Origin of the sequence: Thermogemmata fonticola (assembly GCF_013694095.1) — a bacterium.
GTDB lineage: Bacteria > Planctomycetota > Planctomycetia > Gemmatales > Gemmataceae > Thermogemmata > Thermogemmata fonticola.
In genome coordinates, this window is the sequence record NZ_JACEFB010000002.1 from 413,366 (window position 1) to 433,144 (window position 19,779).

A 19,779-nucleotide genomic window follows, 5' to 3' on the forward strand; every position below is an offset into this window, starting at 1 on the left:
GAGCCACGTGCAGCTTCCAGTCGGGCTGCGGGTTGTGCCACGTCCAGAGGAAGGTCAATCCGCTGCTTCGTAATCCACAACATCGAGGAGGTGTCCCAGTTTATCCCGTTTCGTGGCCAGATAGTGGCGATTGTGAACCCCCGGCGGGATGAGGATCGGCACCCGCTCAACGATCCGTAAGCCATATCCTTCCAGGCCGATGACTTTCCGGGGATTGTTGGTGAGCAAGCGGATGTCCCGCACGCCCAGGTCATGGAGGATTTGCGCACCGATGCCGAAGTGCCGTAAGTCGGGGGCGAAGCCCAGGCGGCGGTTGGCTTCGACGGTGTCCAGTCCCTCCTCCTGTTGCAGCTTGTAGGCCCGGAGTTTGTTGAGCAGTCCGATGCCGCGCCCTTCCTGCCGCATGTAAACGATGACGCCCCGGCCAGCTTCGGCGATCTGCTTCATCGCCGATGTCAATTGCGCTCCGCAGTCGCATTTAGTCGAGTGTAGGGCATCCCCTGTGAGGCATTCACTGTGCATGCGGACCAGCACCGCTTCCTCCTGGACAGGAACGACGCCGGGAGCGGTTTCCCGTCCAATGCCGCCGAGGGTCAGCGCCAGATGCGGCTCCGGGTCCACCAAAGAGGAATAGACAATCAGGTCGAAGATGGCGAATTCCGTGGGGAGTTGCAAGGCGATTTCCCGCTTAATGAGTTTTTCGCGCCGCCGGCGATATTCGATCAAATCGGCAATGGTGCATAGCTTGAGGCGGTGGCGCTGGCAGAACTGCTGCAAGTCGGGGAGGCGGGCCATCGTACCATCTTCGTTGAGGATTTCGCAGATCACCGCCACCTCGCGTAGACCCGCCAGCCGGCACAGATCGACGCTGCCTTCAGTATGGCCAGCGCGGACGAGAACTCCGCCGGGCCGAGCAATCAGGCCGTCCATGTGGCCCTTATCGCGTACCAAGTCCTGCGGCCCGCTATGGGGATCGGCACACACCTGAATGGTGCGGCAGCGATCGTAAGCCGAAATGCCGGTCGTGATGCCGTGGCGAGCATCGAAATTGTGCGTGAACGGCGTAGCGGAAGGGTCCAGGTTTACGCCCGGCAGCAGCTCCAGACCCAGACGGTCAGCGTTCGCTTTGGACATCGCCACACAGAGCCGGCCGCAAGCATTGCGGATCATGAAGTTGACCGCCTGCGGGGTGACTTTCTCCGCCGCCATGACCAAGTCGCCTTCATTTTCCCGCTGCTCGTCATCGACAAGCACGATCATGCGTCCGGCTCGCAGTTCTTCGAGCGCCTCTTCGATCGTGGCAAAACCTGTACTGTGCGTCATAGATGGCATCCCAAATAACCTTGGGAACGATAGAGCGGGTGGACAGGCCCACGGCGATCCCCCCTTGCTCCCATTGTAGGCGTGCCGCGGGGGGGCCAAGCGGTTCCGAGTATCCTCAGACGAAGCGCGGAAGGCGATAGCGCCCACAAAACTGCCAGTAGCCCGGAAAAAGGGAGGGGCAGGGCAGGGCTACCTCTCTGGCAACGATTGTTTCGTGAACAATCGTGTTGCCGCGTAGAATGCCGACGATTACGGTGCGTCGGGGATCGGCTCACCTGGCATGGCGCGGGTGGGCATGATCCGATACAGATCGCTTTCCAGGCGGGCAATGCGCCAGTGGAAATCTTGGGAGAGGAATTCTGTGGGCGAGGCGAAAGCTTCCTGGCCGGGACGGGCAGCTTCCCGCGCTTGTTGCAGTTGTTGCAGCAGGTTTGTATCCCGGCTGACCACGACCAAGCGCCCGCGGGCGGCAGCCATTGCCGCGGCACCGGCCCCAGGGAAGGGAAGCTCGCAGGGTACATGCACTTCCACGCGGTCGGGATACACCTGAAGGATGTCCTGAGTGTCCGGACTGTTACGCAGGCGCGATTGGGGCGGCAACAGTCCATAGCTTTGCCAAATGGTTCGGAAGAGCGTTTTTTGCTCGGGTGAAGGGATGCCCTCGTTCGGCAGGGTCAGAAACTTGTCCTGGAAGAACTGGGTCGATTCGGCGGTGATGAATGGGAGGGGACCGCTTGCTCCCCCGGCGAGAGCCTGCCGGGCTAATGTGTGGATCGCCTGCTGTTCCCAGAAGGCCGCCTGTTTCAGCGGTGCAATGGTGCGCTGGTAGAGATAATGTTGGACATGGGGTCCTTGGGAGCTGGCGGTGATGAATTGGCGGCCAAACTGTCCCCCGGAGACCTCCAGAGCGGCGAGCATGGCCCCGTAGCGGGTATATTGGACCTTGTCCCGGATGATAAAGCCATTGGCGGGAATGACCACGGCCCATTGCCGTCCAGCCGCGGCCTCCGCAGCGGTGGTCGGTTCGATTCCCTTGACTGGGATACTCAGGGGAAATACGCCTTCGGGACAAGTTAAGGTCGCGCCGAATTCGCACTCCACGCCCCACGGCCGGGAAGACCAGTTCCGCACGCTGGTGACCGTCACTTGACACTGACCCCGGTTGCGGTTGCACACGCGGACCAGATCACTTTGCCGGAACTGGGTGTACGGGTCCCGGAACTCGCTGCGTAGTTGCTGGGTGTTTTCCGGGCGCAGCCCGCTGCGTCGCCCAGGTTCCAACGTGCGGATGAAGGCCCGATTGAGGCTGACCTCGGCATCCCCCTCCGCGCTGGTCAACTGCCCCAGCCAGCGTTGGATTTCCGCCTCTCCATCCCGGCGGATCGAGTAGTCGATGGCAAAGAGATATGCGGCATAAACCAAGCCGCCGACCACGGCTACCCACCAGGACGCATTGACCAGATCTACACCGTAAAGCAGTCCGGTACGGGTGCCCTCGGAGTTCTGGATCAATCGTCGGGCTGCGAAGCTGAGCACGATAGCAATCGCAGGCAGAACCAATAGCTCCGGCAGCACCAGCGGGCGGCGGGTAGTGAACGCCGTGTAGGCGGCAAACAGCAGGGTAAAAACGAAGGCCGCGGCCACTAAGGCTGCCGCCACCGCCATCCACGATACCGGGACATAATCCGAAGTGTCGGTGGTCGCCGGTAAACTCGGCGTCGGAGTGGTGAGAGTGGTCGGCGGAGTCGGTGAGTCCATATTCGTTTTACTCCTGTCGCTGGACAGCAGCTATCTTTTTCTCCATGGGCGGATATTCCCGCACAGGCAGGGTGGGTTGTTTGATTCTACGGTCAGGCTTGCTGTCCGGTTCAAGCAGGGGGGATTGATCCCACTTGTTCCAATCGAGCATACGCGGTCGAGCAGGCCACTAAAAGGCCTGACGATTTCAGCGTTGCTAGAGGAAACGTTCCCCTCAAAGCCTGCCTATTAGCGGCCGAGGCGTGCTTCGCCCCGGACGGGAATGCGGATCCGTTGGGGTCGCGGCCCCTGGATTTCCAGAACCACGATCCCGTTGAGGCGGCCCGCTTCCACTTCGGGTTCCTCAGTGCGGCTGGGCACCCGCAGTTTCAGTTCGTAGCACCCGCGATCCCCTCGCGCCGGCAATCGCTGAAGCTGCACTTGCAAATACCGCGGACTGCGCTCGCTGGGAACCTCGACCAGTACCATATCCGGGCGTTCGGTAAACACGTAAACCGTGTGCGGTCCGACACCCCGCAGCAAAGGGAAAGGTCCCAAATTGATGTCGCTGGCGTTTTCGTCGAGCCAAACTTGCCCGCGCACAACGCCGCTGAGCCGGACACCCCGTTCTAACGCTCCCGGAGCGGCGAACCAGATTTCCCGCACCAACTGGCCAATATCGATCCGCTGGCCTCCGACACTCGGCTGAATCAGCACGGGGTAACGATAGGCGGCGGTGACGCGGATTGGCCGCTTCTGCTCGGCCATGAGCCGCTGGCGAAACGCGGACATTTCTTCGGCGCTCAGCGGTTGCGGCGGCCCGACGCTTACGAAGGGTCCCGGTGTGCCTGGAAGGCCTCGCGGCAGGCGAATGTCCACACTCGGCGGCACAAACACCTGGGCCGAAGTTGCATCGGCGGAGAACCCCCGTGTGCTGGAATAGACAATCAAGTCATACTGCTTCGGAGGCGACTCTTCCCTCAATTCCCCAATCGACAAGGTGGCCGGGCTGACCTCGAAGGGATTAACTCCTTCAAAGTGAATGATGAATGTGTTGTAGCTGAACTGGTTGGACCCTTCCAGCAGGGTAATGAAGTTGGCGCGGAGCGGTTCGCGGGCACCGTAGGTTTCTACCAGAAACTGCAATTCCAGGATGCCCCACTGCGGGGACCAGCCGTCGGGATTGTTCGCGGCGGGCATGCGAAAGGTGGCATGGGGTTCATCCCGGAACCGATAGGCTTGCCAGCTACTTGGCTGCTCTAAGTAGGCTCCCAAGCGGGCGGCTGGCCCCGCTTGTCCCAACGGCAACAAGTTGACGCCGAACTGAGGCAGGATCGCCGCCGCTTGCATTTGCAGCATCTTTTGGGTCAGCTCCCTGGGCAAGACGGCGAAGCGTCCTCCGCTGCACGACATGCAACTGACACGTTCCAATTGCAACAGCGCGGCTTGATTGTGCCGGTTTTCACACCAGAAACTGGCGCTGTGGACCTGCGACCCCACTTCAAAAAAGCCGGGGAAAATCCGGTCCTGGAGGTTGAAACGGGAGCGATCCTCGGCATCGCGCGCGGCAAACGCGGAGGGCGCCAACAAGTACAACCCCCGGTACGCCGCCTCTTCCGTTGGTGGGTCCCACCGCCGCTCTGAGGAGAAGAACCGCAGGGGTGGCTCGCCGCTTCCTGCCGTAACTGGTGAGACGCTCTCTTTTTCTTCCTCAATGCGTGGGGAATACTGGGCAAAAAACGTGATGCCGAAGACCACGCTTGTTAGCACCGCCAGGGGAACTGCCACCCGTAGCATGGCGCGCAGTCGGGTGCCCAGCGATGCTGTGTCCCCGGTGGTTGCTTGCTTGTTCATGACCTGCTCTCGCGGTCCTGGATGTTGTGCACCTTACACGGAACTATCGGCCTGCCAACCCATTTATTCTACGACATCCCGCTCAGCGGCGTTCGCAGGGTTGCTTGAAACGGAGCACGTGGCTATGCCGAAGTTGAGAAAGGCCACACTCGAACCTCTTTCCGTCCGGCAGGCCAAAAAGTTTGAGGCGATCGCAAGGGGAGCTTGGCGGAACGATCATATCGAGAGGTGGAGAAATGTGACCTCCAGAGGCCGGCTGCACCGAAATAGCAGGCTAAGGGTCTCCTTGGGACGTGCGAATGTTTTACTTTCTCAGAGGCCGCCCTTGAGCGTCAATAGGACCTACCGCGACGATGATCAGCCGCTGGGGATCGAGATATTTTCGCGCCACAGCTTGAACGTCTGCTGGGGTCACTTGAGCTACCTCCCGGCGGAAGGTGTCCGGATAATCCTTGCCAAGATTGTAGCGTTCGATGGCTAAGAGTTGGGCTGCCAGGTCTTGCCGCGTAGCGAAACGAAACGGCATGCTTCCGAGCAGGTATTTCTTGGCGTCTTCGACTTCCTGTGCCGTCGGCGGTTCCTCGCGGATGCGCTCAATTTCCCGGATGAAGCTGCGTTGGACATCAAGGAAGCTTTTCGCAAATGTGCCGATGTAACCGCTGAAAGTGCCGGGTTGCTTGCCAGCGTTCCCCGTGATGGTGGCACGGACCGTGTAGGCTAGGCCCATCCGGTCACGCAGGGTGGCCGAGAGCCGATCCGTAAAACCGGGGCCTGTGCCCAGAACGTTATCCATGACCAGAAGCTTATAGTAATCGGGGTTATTGCGAGTGATCCCCAAGTGGCCGATGAAAACATGGACCTGGGCTGCCTTCGGGTCCGAAACGATTTGCACTTCGCGGGAAGTAATCGGTGGGGATGGCAACTGGAGAGGTTGAGCGGGCAGTGGCTTCCACGCGCGGGTCAATTCTTCAATCTTCCGCAGCATGATGGCAGAGTCGAAGTCCCCTACGGCCACCACCGTGGTGACATTCGGAGCGAAGGTGGCGGCATGGAAGGCCTTGCAATCTTGGGGTGTCAGTTTCTCGACCGTCGCTCGGCTTCCCAATTCTGGACGTGCCAAAGGATGCGCCCCATAGATTTTCTGCCGGAACAGGTGCAATCCTCGCTGGAAGGGTTGGGTGGCCAGGTCTTCGAGGCGGGACAACTGCCGGGCTTGGGCACGCTGGAAGGCTTCCGCGGGAAAGGTCGGTTGGGTCAAGCACTCGAAGAGGAGAGACAGGCCCGTGTCCAAGTCGGGCCGCAGCACTTGGAATCCTCCGCCGCTGGCGTGCATGTGGAGGCTGCCGCCAGCATTTTCGATCAACTCCGCAATCTGTGGGCCGGTGTAACGCTGGGTTCCTTCGTCGAGCAAGTCTCCCATGAGGGCAGCCACCCCGGCTTTGTCCGCAGGTTCCCGGAGTCGCACATCCGCCACTTCGGCCTCAACAATGACCATGGGAAGGCGGTGATCTTCCCATAACCAGACCACCAGGCCATTGGGCAGGACATGCCGCTGGGCCGCTTGCAAGGAGAACTGATGGCCGTTTGCCGCAGGGGCAGCCGCTGGATTACGCGTGGGACGCTGGGCGGGTGTCAGGACCTGCTCCCCAGGGAATGATCGCTGGAATCCTCCCTGCCGGTGTGGTGGCGGAGAGCCGCCCGTCTTCTTCTCCTCGGCGGGCGGCACGGACCAAACGATGCATGCTTGGCGGCGCTGCAGATACTGTCGTGCCACACGCTGGATGTCTCGCGGCTGTACTTGCAAGAGCCGCTCTAGATATGTCGTGTAGAAGCGCGGGACATCGTCCCCGCCGGGGTAGCACGCGGCACGCGCGATCGCATTCGCCAAATTGTGCACATCATCAGCGGCAAAGATGAAATGAGCGAGCACTTGGCGCCGGGCACGCGCGAGTTCCGCCGGGCTGACCTCTTCTTCGCCAAGGCGCTCCAGTTCCCGCAGCACCAACTCCTCGGCCCGCTGCCGATCCTTCCCTTGGAGCAAGTCCAGTTGAATGGCGAACCAGCCGGGATAGCGGCCTGCGTAATTGCCGGTCCGCACGGAGGCCGCCAGCCGCTCCTGTTCCACCAGCAGGCGGTATAATCGGGACGTCCGCCCACCCGAAAGAATGTTGTCCACCAAATCCAGCACTACATCTTCGAGTGTGCCCACTGCCACGGTGTTGAAACCCATCAGCATTCGTGGCGCGTCGAATTTGGAGGGAAACTCGTGGCGGGTGGGACCGGAGCGTTCCGGATAAAAGCGGGGCGTCTTGCGCGGCGGCAGTTCCCCCTTGGGCAAGGGACCAAACAATTGACGGACCTTGGCAAGCGCTTCGGCGGCGTCAAAACCCCCCACGATGACCAAGGCTGCATTATTGGGATGATACCAGTTATCGTAATGCCGTCGGATGATCTCCGCGGTCGCAGCCCGGACATGTTCCCGCTGGCCGATCACCGGATGGGAATAGGGCGAATCGGGAGGATACAGCAGCTTCAAAATGGCCTTGTATTCCAAATCGCCGGGCATGTCCTCATTGCGTTCTAGCTCCGCGATCACCGCCCCTTTTTCCTGTTCAAACTCGTGTCGGGTATCGATCCGCGTGTTTCGCATCCGATCCGCTTCGATCTCCAAAGCCACTTGCCACCGATCCGCTGCGAAATCGAAGTGATAGACGGTCATATCCTCCGTGGTGTAGGCGTTGTTTCGCCCGCCGTTGCGTTGGGTGATCCGGTCGATGTCTCCCGGCATGAGCTTGTCTGTGCCCTTGAACAGAAGATGTTCCAGATAGTGCGAGAGGCCCGTTTGACTCTTCTCCTCATCAGCGGAGCCAACTTGGTATGCCATCATGACTGTCACGACCGGTGTGTTGGCCATCGGCAACAGATACACTCTCAGCCCGTTGTCCAGTGTGTGTTTCTGGAGATGGCTCAACAAACCCTGGACCGTCTGAACCAGTTGCCGGTCCGCCTCGGTTCCTGGGGCTTGCTGTTTGGCCCCGGCGGTTTGTTGCTCAGCCTCTGCGGTCTCGTAGACGGGCAGGGGGATCGCCAGCCCCAGTCCCGCCCAGGTGAGCAAAAATAATCCCAGGGCGTCATTCCAGGCGATTCTCCGCAACATCGAAGTCTCCTAACGTGGCTGATTTCGTATGATCCAAGCCCCCCCATAAATCACATCCGAAATGATATTCTGTATCAAGGCAGTAATGGAGCCTATTTTTTCATAAAAGGGACGGGATGCAATTCGACCGTACCTTCCTCGTCGTCCGCGACTGCGAGCAGGGGTTCACGGGGGGAGAAGGCGAGGGCGGAAACCCACGGAATGGTGGTCGATTGCTGCCCCAGAAGTTGAGGGGATGGACCGCTGAGATCAAAAAATTGGAGGGTGACATAATCATCATCTTCATCCTTGGTAGCCACAACGAGGCGATTGTTGGGACCGACAGCCGCCGTTAGAGCCTGGAGGGGCAGAATCTGAGCCGGTCCACGAATGACTTGGCTGCCCGGCACGCGCCACAGAGACACTTGCGTCGCATTGTTAGCCACGAGCCACCGTCCGTCTGTGGAGAAACTGATGCTGATGGGATCGTCTAACCCCGGAGCCGGAACATCTTTGTCCAACACCCGGGTGTCGCCCAAACCGACCAAGACGATGCGGCCGGCTTCCCCCTTGGGTCCCGCGGCACAGTAAGCGGCTGTCAGTGTACTTTCCCGATCGGGAATCGAAGCGATGGCGACGACATGGGCACCGGCAGGCAAAGGCAACTCGAACAGGGAGCGATTGACCAGGGAATACGCTTGCAAGCGTCCTTCGGTTCCTTCCCGGCGCGCTACAAAACAGAGTTTGCCGTCGCCTGTGATCGTGCCGATCAAGTCCGGGTTGGGATTGTAGGTGTCCTCATAACGGATCGTGATTTTTTTAAGATCGGAAACGTCCCAGACAACGACGCTGGCACGGGAGGTCATGCTCAAATACCGTCCCTCCGCCGAGACGCCCAAATGGCTGATGCGTGCCCCTCCTTCGCGCGGGTCCTGCAAGCGGGCCAGGAGTTCGCCGTTGGCTAAACTCCAGAGGCGAATATCGCCGTTTCCCCCCCCGACGGCCAGCCAAGCTCCTTGGGGATGAAACACCATCGACGTAATGCCGCCCCGATGTCCCGTCAGCTTGCGAATCGGCGCCGGGGGAGCTTGGCGAGCAGCTTGGCTCTCCCAGCAAAAACTTCCCCACGACATCAAGTAGAAGCAGCCGAGGATGGCTCCTACAACACCCCAAGTTGATCCTCGACGCATGACTCCACCTCCGGTGCCATTTCCAACAAAGACCAGCTACCCTGAATTACCCGTGATGCCCCCTTGGGAAGCACCCGTGATGCCTCCTTGGAGGCAATGTACACGCTAAGGTGGCTGCCATCATGAAAAATACCCGGCCTGAGCGCGGGGTGCCTGGACAGAAAGGACCAGTTACCGCAGAGAGGCGAGGGGGGAAGCGGGCGCGGTTTGGAGGAGATGGGTTTGTTGAAGCGGAAACTTTCCGTTTACTTGGTTTTCGCGGGGGCTTCGACTTTGCGTGTTTTCGCTTTGGGAGAACCAGGACCGACCTTGTTGGTCGGGCGGATGAGAACAAGCCCGCCGTTAGGGCCAGGGATGCCGCCACGGACGAGCATGAGGTGGTTATCGGGGTCCAAGCGGACTACCGCGAGATTGCGGATAGTGACCCGCTCGTGGCCATAGCGTCCGGCACGCCGCTGGCCTTTCTTTGGCCGGCCGGTGCCGCGGTTGCTGGCATGCGAGGCTGTCGAGCCTGCTTGGCGGTGGACCTTCTTGGCGCCGTGGGAGGCGGGCAATCCCGCAAAACCATGCCGCTTCATCACACCCGCCGTGCCGCGCCCCTTGCTGATGCCAGTGACATCTACCGCCGGCACATCCTTGAAAACGTCCATCAACGTCAGGACTTGGCCGACCTTGAAAGTCATATCCTCGGTGTAAGCTTCGTACTTTTTGTTGGCTCCCTCCCCCGTGACGCGAATGCGTTCCACCGTGATCTTCGCTTCTGCTGGCCCGATCTCGTGTAGCCGGGTAATAAAGGCCCCCGCCCGGTCCAAACGGAACTCGCGAATATACCTCTGCGGTTCGCAGTCCGCCTTAGGGGGCAGGACCACACCGGCCTTCAGGCGGGCTTCCTTCCGCTTCGACTTGAGGTTTGCCGCTACATGGCCCTGTTCGGGACGTGTCGCCCGCTTACGGGGTTTGTCCTTGTAACCGAGTTGAATCGCGGCATAACCGTCCTTGACGACCTCTTCCCCATTCTCTCCCTTCGCGGTGGGGTACTTGATCTGCAACACCGGGCAGGGACCAACCTGCAGAACTGTGACCGGTTCCACAGTTCCATCTGGTTGGAACACCTGCGTCATGCCGATCTTTGTTCCCAAGAGTCCGACAGACATGGAACACCTCGACGCCAGTAACGGTTCATTGCGGGTCATCCGGCTGGCCTGCGAACGGGACCGCCCCACGCATCAGCCTGCTGCCTCTTGCTTTCGAGAGGGCCGAATGGGCCGCAAACCTTTCGGGAAAAGGCATTCTATGGCCCCGCCGCCATTCGGCGAGAGTCGGAGCCGCCCCCCGATTCTTCGCCCCTTCGTTCGGCTGCATGCAGATCCTCTTTGGGAGAGTGAATGGGCCGGGAAGCTGGGGCACGAGAGGTGTGTTTTCGCACCCCGATCACCACCGGTCACGTCGATCAGTCATCTGTTGTCTCGTTTCTCGGTCCCAGGAGATTGAAGATCAGAGGGCACAGCAGGTGCCTATAGCGCTGCGCGACAGCTCGCAGAGCTGTTGCAGGTGGCGCGAGCCTGTGAGGAGTTGCGCTGCGTTTGTGCAGAGTTGAAGTAGGAAGCGTGCCGCTGAGGAAAAATGTTCCGCTACTGCGGGAAAATCCGAGAACAAGGGACAATGTGGGAGCGGGGACAGGGATTCGGCTGAATCCTCTGGTCAGATCGCGGCGATGGTGCTATTGAGTTGATCCGATCGCTGTTGGATGGCTGTCAGGAGAGGGATCATGAGCGGGCGAAGGATGGTCCGGGCGAGCGGCTGGTGTGGCTGGGCGATGTTGGGACTGTTGGGGCTGGTTGTGGCGAGCGGCTGCAACCGCTTTCTAGGGCCGCGGGAAGTGCGGCAATTGGGCCGGCCTGACGCACCGGGTTACACCATTGACGAACAGCAGCGGCGCGGGCGGGAGCGCTTGACCGTCATCGAGGATGACTTCCGGGTCGGTCCGAAAACCTATGCCGACCGCCCGTCTCCCATTGGCCGCTGATGGTGCCCCATTTTGGATCGCTGACGATGGCGTACCCTCCGTTTCGCTCCCCGCGGCGCACACCATCGGGCTGGCCCGGCCAATTCCACGGATTTACCGCTCTGCGTGTAGCCGCCTTTCCGCCGCCATCGCCGCTGGTTCTGTTCTGTCATTTCCACTGCCTTCCCGTCATTTCCCGTCATTAAGGGATTGTCCACCTTGTCCCGGATTGTCCGAGGCGGTGGGAGTGAGACGGTTCCCGGCGGGGAAGGCATCGATGAGAATGGGGAGTAGTATTTTTGGACGCAACAGCCAACCCAACTTTGGGACGCAACGGCCAACCCAGGAGGGAGTGCACTATACTTGACAACGGTCGCTTGGGGACGTGAGAATCGCTACAGACCGGCGTGTGAGAAGAGCCAACGTATGATCTTATTCTGCCCAGGAATGAGGCAACGGGGAGGCTTCGATTGATGGCAGCGGTGGAAAGTTCGACAGGGGAACGGCCTAAGTTACGGGCGGGTTTGGCCGCTCAGCCCCATCGATACGGGGAATTCGTGCTCTTCGATCCGCTCCGAATCGGCAAGCCGGTGGTCCTGTCCGCGGCGGCACTGGCGGCGGTGGATCGCTTCGATGGCCGCCGTTCCCCCTACGAGATCGCCTTCCAATTGAATGTGGAATTTCCGCAGATCCGCGTGGATGGCGAAGCGATCGCTATGCTGGCAAAGGCCTTAGATGAGGCCTTACTTTTGGACTCGCCGCGCTTTTGGAATCAGGTCCGTGGGCCGATCCGCAAACCGATTTGTATTGGAACCTACGAGGCGGAGCCGGAACCCTTGCGCGAGCAACTGACTGAACTGTTCGTAGCCGATGGCGGACCTGGTTTGCCCCGCGAAGAAAAGGCTTCGTCCTCCTCCCGCCTGCGTGCTGTGCTCGTGCCCCACATGGATTACACCCGCGGCAACATCACCTATGGCCACGGCTTCAAGGAGCTATTCGAACGAACTGACGCCAGTGTGTTTGTGATCATCGGCACCTCGCACTACTCTCCTGCCCGTTTCTCCCTTACCGAGCAGCATTTCGAGACGCCTCTCGGTGTCGTCGAAACCGATCGAGATTACGTCCAGCGGATTGCTGAGGCCTACGGTGACGGCGTTTTTGCAGACCCCTTGGCCCATGCACCGGAGCATTCGATCGAACTGGAAGTGGTGCTCCTGCAATTCCTGTTGGGGCAAAGGCGCCCTTTCAAGATCGTGCCGCTGTTGGTCGGCAGCATGCAGGATTGTGTCGAGGAGCAGGCGGACCCCTCGGCTAAGGAAGACATCGACCGCATGGTGAAAGTATTGCGGCAGGTGGAGGAGCAATCGAAGGAACCGGTGTGCTACGTGATCAGCGGTGATTTGGCCCACATCGGCCCTAAGTTTGACGACCCCCGCCCGGTGGATGCTCCCTGGCTGGCCGACAGCCGGCAGAAGGATCAAGCGGTGCTCCAGGCCTTGGAAACGGCGGACAGCCGCCGGTTTTTCCAGACGATCGCGGCGGAAGGAAACGCCCGGCGTATCTGCGGTTTGTCCCCGACATGGCTGACATTGCAGGTAGCGCAACCGGCACGGGGCCAGACGTTGCATTACCAGCAGTACGTGCATCCGGAAGGGTACGAAAGTGTCAGTTTCGCTGCCGCAGCCTTCTTCGGATGAACTGGCCAGGCACTCTGTGCTCGCAACTCACCCGCCGACAGGGCACTGCCAGGACGAGAGCGGTACCGACGGCGCGATCACTCTAGCGGCCTACCACGTGACAGCAGAGCAGTACCTTCGAGCCTGGCAGAACTACCGGCAACAGGTTCGCCACGGGCAAATCAGGACGGGCCGCTATCAGCTCCGCTATTTCACCTGGGGTCAGGGACGGCCGCTCGTCTTCATCCACGGCATGGCCGATGCTCCGCAGGCTTTCATCATGGTCATGGAGGAATTGCGCGAGCGCTTTTGCTGCGTGGCCTATGCCTTGCCGGATGGCTGCCGCGATGGCGCGAATCTGTCGCGGTATCGCTTGTCCGACTATGCTGCGGACCTGCTCGCTCTGCTTGATCACCTCGGATTTGCTGAAGCCGCGGTTGTGGGGTCCTCGTTTGGTTCTCTGATCTGCCTGCATGTTCTGCGTCACGCGCCGCAGCGGTGCCGCTGGGGAATCCTGCAAAACGGCTTTGCCTGGCGTCCGTTGAGCCGGTGGGAAAGAGAGCTGGCCCGGTGGGGTCGCCGCTTGCCTGGCTGGTTTGGCGATTGGCCGAATCTCCACGCCGCAGTTATGTGTTTCCTAGAACCGGTGATGACCCGGCAGCTTCCCGCCTCAGTCACGGCGGCCTACTTGCGCCATGCGGCTCACACTCCGATCGCCGCGGCGGCCTGGCGGGCTTGGACCATTGCCCAAAGCGACCTGCGCCCTCTGTTGCCGGATATTCATCAGCCGGTGCTACTCATTACGGGGGATCAGGATCGTCTGGTTCCGCCGGACTGCTGGCAGCAGTTGCAGGAAGGCCTCCCCTGTTGTCAGCGGGCCCAAATCCCCGGTTGCGGCCATTATCCCCAGTACAGCCATCCGCAAATCATGGCCGAGGTCATCGAGAACTTTTTGCATCAACACCTGCCACAATGAGTTTCCCGGCGGTAGGCAGTCTCATCAGACAGAGGCGTTAGCGGAGGTGGCATTCATGAGTAAACGCTGCAGAGCTAAGCCGGGGTCCGAGGCACGCATCAGGGATTCGCCGATGAGCAAGGCACGAACCCCCGCCTGGCGGAGCCGCTCCACATCCGTCGGTGTGCTGATGCCGCTTTCGCTCACGACGATCCGATCCGGCGGGATGCGGGGCAGCAGGTCTAGGGTGTGTTCCAGACGCGTCACAAAGGTCCGCAGATCGCGGTTGTTGATGCCGATCACCGGGGCGCCGGTATCAAGGACCCGTGGCAACTCTTGGGCATCGTGCAGCTCCAGGAGCACGTGGATTCCCAAGGCCGTTGCCTGCTGGTAGAGGTACTGCAATTGGGAACCGGGTAAGCATTCGGCAATGAGCAGGACCGCATCCGCACCCGCTGCTCTTGCTTCCCAAAGCTGGTAGGGATCAAAGATAAAATCCTTGCGGAGCACGGGGAGCCGGACGTGCTGCTGGACGCGTGAGAGGACCTCCAAGTTGCCCTGAAAAAACTCCTCCTCGGTCAATACGCTAAGGGCATGGGCGCCGTGCCGCTGGTAGCTTAGGGCGATGGCCAGAGGGTCGAAGTCCGCCCGGATGACCCCAGCGGAGGGTGACGCCTTCTTGATTTCTGCGATCACAGCAAGAGGAGAGGCGGTTCGCAGTGCGGCGGTAAAATCCCGGCAGGGCGGCAAGTGAGCCAAGCGGCGCTCCAGCTCCACGAGAGGGAGTCGTTCGCGGGCCGCCTCGACCTGCCTCGCCTTGACTTGCAGGATACGATCGAGAATGCTCGGCATGACACTCCATCCAGTAGCAGGGTGAAGCAGTGCTCCTGTTTCTTCTTCTAGAGTATGGGAAGCTGCCCTGGGCATCAGGGGGTGGCCGCTGAGGCCGGCGAGCATGGGGGAAGGGGTCGAGCAAATCGGTGGGATGTTGTTGGCGGGCAGCCTCACCGCGGTGGGGGTCCTCTTGCCGGGTCTGCTGGCCTGGAAGCTCTCTCAGCGGCGGGAAGTACCCCTGCTGCCGCCAGCCCGCGTTTGGCGATTCTCCTGGACCGGCCTGGATTTGTTGGCCGGGATCCTCGTGATACAGGCCATTCCCGCGCTGCTATTACTGACGGGCCTGTCGGTTTGGGAAGCCCCGGTGTGGGCCTTTCCTTTGCAGGTGCTATTTTTCCTCTTCTTTCAGCGGAATCTCCTGTCTCGGATTGAGGTGCCTCCGTCCGAGTCGCTTCGCCGAGTCTGGCCGGCCCGCTTGGCTCTGGCTGCCGGAGCGTGGACCCTGCTCGCACCCCTCGTGCTCGGTTTCAATGGCCTCATCGATTGGACCTACAGCCAACTCGGCGGGGAACCCAAAGAACACCCCCTGACCCAGTTGGATGTCTCGGTGCCGCGGAATGCTCTCCTCCTGGTTTTACAAGCATGCGTGGCGGCCCCCTGGGTCGAGGAGTGCGTCATGCGCGGCCTGGTGTTGCCCTGGCTTCTAGCAGCACGGACGGAACGGCGGCGAACCCTATCCGAGGGAGCGTGGCTGACGCTAACAGCCCAGCAACGAGCGTGGGTGGTGGTCGGAGTTGCTCTTTGGCCTGCGTGGAACTGCCCTCACTGGGAAGCGGTGATCTTTCTCGGTCTATTAGCTCTCGGCCTGGTGGTGCTCCAGCGGATTCCGCTTCGCCACCGCCGCCATTGGTGTGCCGTGTATGCCTCGGCCGTCGTGTTTGCCATGTTCCACAGTGCCGTCTGGCCGTCACCGCTCCCCTTGTTCGTTCTGGGCCTCGGCTTGGGATGGCTAGCAGTCTGGACTCGCGGCTTCTTCTGCCCCGCTTTGCTCCATGCCTTCTTCAATGCCGTATCGACACTTTACCTTTTGATCTTTGGCTCATGATCCACGGCTAATACTGACGGCAAGGGTGCACGGAAAGGTATGCCGGGAAGGCAGAAAGTCGTGCGGTAGCCAGCCGGCCCGCCAGGCGGCCTGCCGGGAATGGTGGGCGTTGGGTCAAACGGGGATTGATCATCAGGCGGCTTGCCGGGACTGGCTTTGTGTCAAGTCGTCAATTGTTTCGCTGAGGGGGCGGTTCAGAATGCGGTGATAAACCTCGAGGACAGTTTTCGCGGCTCGGTCCCAGCGAAAGGCGGCGGCGTAGTGCGGTCCCCGGCGACGATAGTCCTCCAACCAATCTGGCTCGCGGATGGTCCGCTCCATAGCTTTGCGCCAAGCGGGGAGATCATGAGGGTCCAGTGCGACGGCATTGCCACCGGCGATCTCTTGAAGCGAGGCCGCCGTGGAAATAATAGCAGCTCCGCCGCAGGCCATCATTTCCAAAGGCGGAAGGCCGAACCCCTCGTAATAGGACGGGTAGAGCAATGCGGTGGCACCGCTGTACAGGGCCGGCAGGTCCTCATCCGCCACGTAACCGAGGTAGCGGACCCCACGGTGTTGCCCGATTTCTTCCCAAAATTGCCGCTCCGGTTCGGATTTCCAGCCCCACAGACCTCCGAGGACCAAGGGGCAGTGCTCGCGGACCGTGGGCGGCAAGTCGCAATAGGCTCGCAGGAGTGTCAGGACGTTTTTACGCGGTTCGATGGTGCCGACGTAGAGCAGATAGCGCGGCGGCAAGTGCCAGCGCTGGCGTAGGGCCGCGATGGCCTCGGAGCTGGCAGGCCGAAAATGCTCTGCAATCCCGCAATAGATGGTGGTGATGCAGGCGGGGGAAACGCCCAAGTGGCGCACGGCCTCCTGTCGCACCGCTTCGGAATCGACCAGAATGTGAGCAGCGCGTGCCACACCCCGTGCAAAAGCCGCTTCATGCCGTCGGACCCGCTCCGGTGGATGCCACTGCGGATAGAGCAGCACGGACAGATCGTGTACTGTCACCACCGTCGGGGTCGGCACAGCGAACGGCACGAGGTTGGGTTCGTGATACAAGTCGAAGCGGCCGAGCCGGGCGGCCAAATGAAAGTGGGCGGCGTAAAACCCGCGGGCAAGCTGCCAGCTCCACTGTCGCAGCCATTTCGGAGCCGGAGCGGAGAGCAGACGAGAGACCGGCCGGGAAACTTGGGGAGATGCAACGGCTTGCCGGAAGCCGGCCAAGCGGCGGTGCCACCACACTCCAGGGTAAAGCCAAATGTGGTCCTGCGGGGCGAGGCGGACCAAGGCGTGGTAAAGATGCCAAGCGCTATGTCCGACCCCCGTGCGTCGCCGTAAGGCAGAAGCTCCGTTGAACAGAACACGCATAAGCTATTTCCCGCACCGACTGCATCGCAAATTACTGCTGAAACACATGCAACCGCTTCAGGCGGCACGGGCCGGCTGCGCGTGGGCGCGTTCAGCCATTGCTTGAGTGTAGGCTTCAATGACGCTTTCGCTCGGTCCGGCCATGACAATTTCCCCCCGCCGCAACCACAAGACGCGGTTGCAGGTTTCCCGGATCGTGTTCAGATCATGGGACACCAGGACCATCAAGCGCGAGGCGGACATCAATTCCCGCATCCGCGCTCTCGCCTTCTGCTGGAAAGCCATGTCGCCCACGGCGAGGACCTCATCGATGAGGAGGATTTCCGGATTCGCCGCCGTCGCAATGGAAAAAGCCAAACGCATCCGCATACCCGCCGAGTAGTTCCGCACCGGCAGGGACAAAAACTCTCCCAACTCAGAAAACGCGGCGATCGCCTCAATTTTGTCGCGCAAGGTCGCCGGGGTTTCCCCTTGCAAATAGGAGCGATACACAATGTTTTCCCAGCCGCTGGCCTCTGGCTCAAAACCTAACGTAATGTCGAAGAGTGAACAAATCCGTCCCTCTACGTGGCAGCGGCCTTGCGTGGGCGGATAAATCCCTGCCAGCATCTTCAACAGTGTAGACTTGCCGGCGCCATTATGGCCGATCACACCAATCCGCTCCCCTTCCTGAGCGGTGAAATTGATACGGGACAAAGCACGGATCTTAACTGGAGGATTGAGGGATTTCCTGAATAAACCACGCACTATATATTCTTTGAAACTTACTTTCTGATACTTATAAACTAGGAATTCGATAGATGCATCTTCAACTACTATGGAAGGCATAGGTTATCTTCCTTAGGAGAGATAAAACATAGCATTCTAAGGTTTTAGTATGTAAGTATAAGTTAGAGTACCTTATGTGGTAGCGAGTAACACGCGCTATCCATTACAGATGGAAGATCAAGCGTTTGTGGAGCCAGGCGACAACACCCAGGGCCAAAGCCGCCAGCAGCAGGGTGAAACCACTCGCTAGGAAGTACAGATTCGGGGGCGGCCATAGTCCGGTCAACAAGGGGTAACGTACCATCTCGAGCATCCAGTACACGGGATTGGCATCGACGACCCAACCGAGGTCTTTATCGTCTAGAAGCCGTCGACTATACATAATGGGTGTGAGGAAAAAGAGGAATTGGGTGCCCACTTCCAAAAGATGAACAGTATCGTGGAAATAAACATTGACGTAGGCTGCGATTGTCGCTACCGACCAGGCGCAGAAAAAGATAATTGCCAATGCCGGTAAGACGAAAACGACACGGAAAAGCACACGGATTTCCTGCTGAAAAGCCGCAACCATGAGAAATACCACACCTAAAGCAATCAAGGCATGTATGGCCTGACCCAGAACGGTACGCAGTGTGTAAATCGTGTAAGGCAAGGGGCTTTGGCGAATATAGGCTTCGTTGGCTTGGAACGTGCGGCAGCCGTGCAGGGCGGAATCTCGCAGGAAGCCCCATACCGCGAGACTAGCCAGGACAGAGGCCGCATAGCGGGTTGGTTCGCCCCCGCCAAGCAAATTGCTGAACACCACTGTAAACACCGCCGTCATGGCGATGGGATGGAGTAAGGACCAGCCAATTCCTAACACGGACCGCCGGTAACGTTGACGCAAATCCAGTTTCACTAAGGCCAACAGGAAGTAGCGGTAGCGCCACACTGCCGCCAGATGCTGCATCATACTTCGCCTCACCGTCCCGGATCGAGCAGCGTTGTATTCAAAGGTGGTACGTTACCCGATAGTTCCCACATTCGCCAAGGCCAATTTTTCCCACGCTACGGCCAATTTCTCCCAGCGATCTTTCGGCTTTTTCCCGAAGGAAGCCCTCGAATTGGACGGGCACGACAAAAGGCGCCTATGGATATTTTGCCGCTCTGGTTCAAGATCGAGCGGCTGTCAGTACCCATGTACCTGTTTCAGGAGGTTTGAAGATGCGTGCCTTGTGTGCCGTTGCTGCCGCTGCCATTGCTGGCTGGGGTTTTGTTCCAACAGTCTGGGCGGATGACAAACCCGCCACTGTCGCCGACATTGTGGCGTCCTCCCAAAACCACACGATCCTGCTGACTGCGGTCAAGGAGGCGGGATTGGTGGACACCCTCAAGGGAAAGGGGCCCTTCACCGTCTTCGCCCCCACGGATGATGCCTTCAAGGCCTTGGGTGAGGATACCATCAAGAAAGTGCTTGCGGACAAGGACTTGCTCAAGAAGATTCTGCTCGCCCACGTGATTGTCGGGAAGGAAGCGAAGGCGGCGGATGTTTTGAAGCTCGATGGCCAAGAGGTGAACGGCTTCAAGATCGACACCAAGAGTGGAGTGAAGATCGGCGAAGCCAAGGTGATCAAGGCGGACTTGCTCGCGGGCAATGGTGTGGTCCATGTGATCGACAAAGTGCTCCTGCCCAAGTAAGTCCCTTCGGGACTGGTCGAATCCCCGCGGCTTGCAATCTTACCCCCTCCCTTTCGTAAGGCCGGCCTGGCTTGAAGCCAAGCTGGCTTCTTTTTTGGTTCTCTTCTGTTTGCTATTTTTTCCTGTCCTATCGGCAGAAGGTGTGTAGTCTGGAGATGAATAGCCC

General features: G+C 59.9%; 15 protein-coding genes. 5 read left to right on the forward strand and 10 right to left on the reverse strand.

Annotated features, from left to right (window positions below; all coding sequences use genetic code 11):
• Positions 1–54: 54 nt before the first annotated feature.
• The 6 genes from ribA to H0921_RS05135 all read right to left on the reverse strand — a co-directional run bounded on the left by ribA (position 55) and on the right by H0921_RS05135 (position 10,394).
• Positions 55–1,323 (reverse strand): GTP cyclohydrolase II, encoded by a 1,269-nt coding sequence (gene ribA, locus H0921_RS05110; protein ID WP_194536957.1) that lies wholly within the window; start codon positions 1,321–1,323, stop codon positions 55–57.
• A 249-nt stretch (positions 1,324–1,572) separates the two neighbouring features.
• A complete protein-coding gene (locus H0921_RS05115; protein WP_194536958.1) occupies positions 1,573–3,081 on the reverse strand; it encodes a hypothetical protein in 1,509 nt (502 codons plus the stop codon).
• 228 nt (positions 3,082–3,309) lie between these two features.
• A complete protein-coding gene (locus tag H0921_RS05120) occupies positions 3,310–4,914 on the reverse strand; it encodes a hypothetical protein (RefSeq protein WP_194536959.1) in 1,605 nt (534 codons plus the stop codon).
• Between the two features lie 304 nt (positions 4,915–5,218).
• Positions 5,219–8,071, reverse strand: coding sequence for a M16 family metallopeptidase (locus H0921_RS05125; RefSeq protein ID WP_194536960.1), 2,853 nt, complete (start codon positions 8,069–8,071; stop codon positions 5,219–5,221).
• A gap of 92 nt (positions 8,072–8,163) precedes the next feature.
• Positions 8,164–9,240, reverse strand: coding sequence for a WD40 repeat domain-containing protein (locus tag H0921_RS05130; protein ID WP_194536961.1), 1,077 nt, complete (start codon positions 9,238–9,240; stop codon positions 8,164–8,166).
• Between the two features lie 245 nt (positions 9,241–9,485).
• Positions 9,486–10,394 (reverse strand): large ribosomal subunit protein uL3, encoded by a 909-nt coding sequence (locus H0921_RS05135; RefSeq protein ID WP_228499018.1) that lies wholly within the window; start codon positions 10,392–10,394, stop codon positions 9,486–9,488.
• 614 nt (positions 10,395–11,008) lie between these two features.
• On the opposite strand from H0921_RS05135, the gene H0921_RS05140 reads away from it, so the two are divergent.
• From H0921_RS05140 to H0921_RS05150, 3 genes are all read left to right on the forward strand, one after another.
• Positions 11,009–11,266, forward strand: a complete 258-nt coding sequence (locus tag H0921_RS05140) for a hypothetical protein (RefSeq protein WP_194536962.1) — start codon at positions 11,009–11,011, stop codon at positions 11,264–11,266.
• Positions 11,267–11,718: 452 nt separating this feature from the next.
• Positions 11,719–12,942 carry an AmmeMemoRadiSam system protein B gene (gene amrB, locus H0921_RS05145; RefSeq protein WP_194536963.1) on the forward strand — a complete coding sequence of 408 codons (1,224 nt, stop codon included), beginning with the start codon at positions 11,719–11,721 and terminating at the stop codon, positions 12,940–12,942.
• Between the two features lie 16 nt (positions 12,943–12,958).
• Positions 12,959–13,897 (forward strand): alpha/beta fold hydrolase, encoded by a 939-nt coding sequence (locus H0921_RS05150; RefSeq protein WP_194536964.1) that lies wholly within the window; start codon positions 12,959–12,961, stop codon positions 13,895–13,897.
• A 24-nt stretch (positions 13,898–13,921) separates the two neighbouring features.
• On the opposite strand, the gene trpC is transcribed toward H0921_RS05150, so the two are convergent.
• The gene (trpC, locus tag H0921_RS05155) at positions 13,922–14,728 is read right to left on the reverse strand and encodes an indole-3-glycerol phosphate synthase TrpC (RefSeq protein WP_194536965.1); all 807 of its coding nucleotides are present in this window, start codon (positions 14,726–14,728) and stop codon (positions 13,922–13,924) included.
• A gap of 103 nt (positions 14,729–14,831) precedes the next feature.
• Here trpC and H0921_RS05160 point away from each other — a divergent pair, with 103 nt between their 5' ends.
• Positions 14,832–15,815, forward strand: coding sequence for a CPBP family intramembrane glutamic endopeptidase (locus H0921_RS05160; RefSeq protein WP_194536966.1), 984 nt, complete (start codon positions 14,832–14,834; stop codon positions 15,813–15,815).
• A 132-nt stretch (positions 15,816–15,947) separates the two neighbouring features.
• Here H0921_RS05160 and H0921_RS05165 read toward each other — a convergent pair whose 3' ends face one another.
• From H0921_RS05165 to H0921_RS05175, 3 genes are all read right to left on the reverse strand, one after another.
• Positions 15,948–17,168 (reverse strand): glycosyltransferase family 4 protein, encoded by a 1,221-nt coding sequence (locus tag H0921_RS05165; RefSeq protein ID WP_194536967.1) that lies wholly within the window; start codon positions 17,166–17,168, stop codon positions 15,948–15,950.
• A 57-nt stretch (positions 17,169–17,225) separates the two neighbouring features.
• Positions 17,226–17,864, reverse strand: coding sequence for an ABC transporter ATP-binding protein (locus tag H0921_RS05170; RefSeq protein WP_228499020.1), 639 nt, complete (start codon positions 17,862–17,864; stop codon positions 17,226–17,228).
• A gap of 235 nt (positions 17,865–18,099) precedes the next feature.
• Positions 18,100–18,888 carry an ABC transporter permease gene (locus H0921_RS05175; RefSeq protein ID WP_194536969.1) on the reverse strand — a complete coding sequence of 263 codons (789 nt, stop codon included), beginning with the start codon at positions 18,886–18,888 and terminating at the stop codon, positions 18,100–18,102.
• Between the two features lie 251 nt (positions 18,889–19,139).
• Between H0921_RS05175 and H0921_RS05180 the strand changes: the two genes are divergently transcribed.
• Positions 19,140–19,613: a fasciclin domain-containing protein gene (locus H0921_RS05180; protein ID WP_194536970.1), complete on the forward strand. Its 474-nt coding sequence runs from the start codon at positions 19,140–19,142 to the stop codon at positions 19,611–19,613.
• Positions 19,614–19,779: the final 166 nt, after the last annotated feature.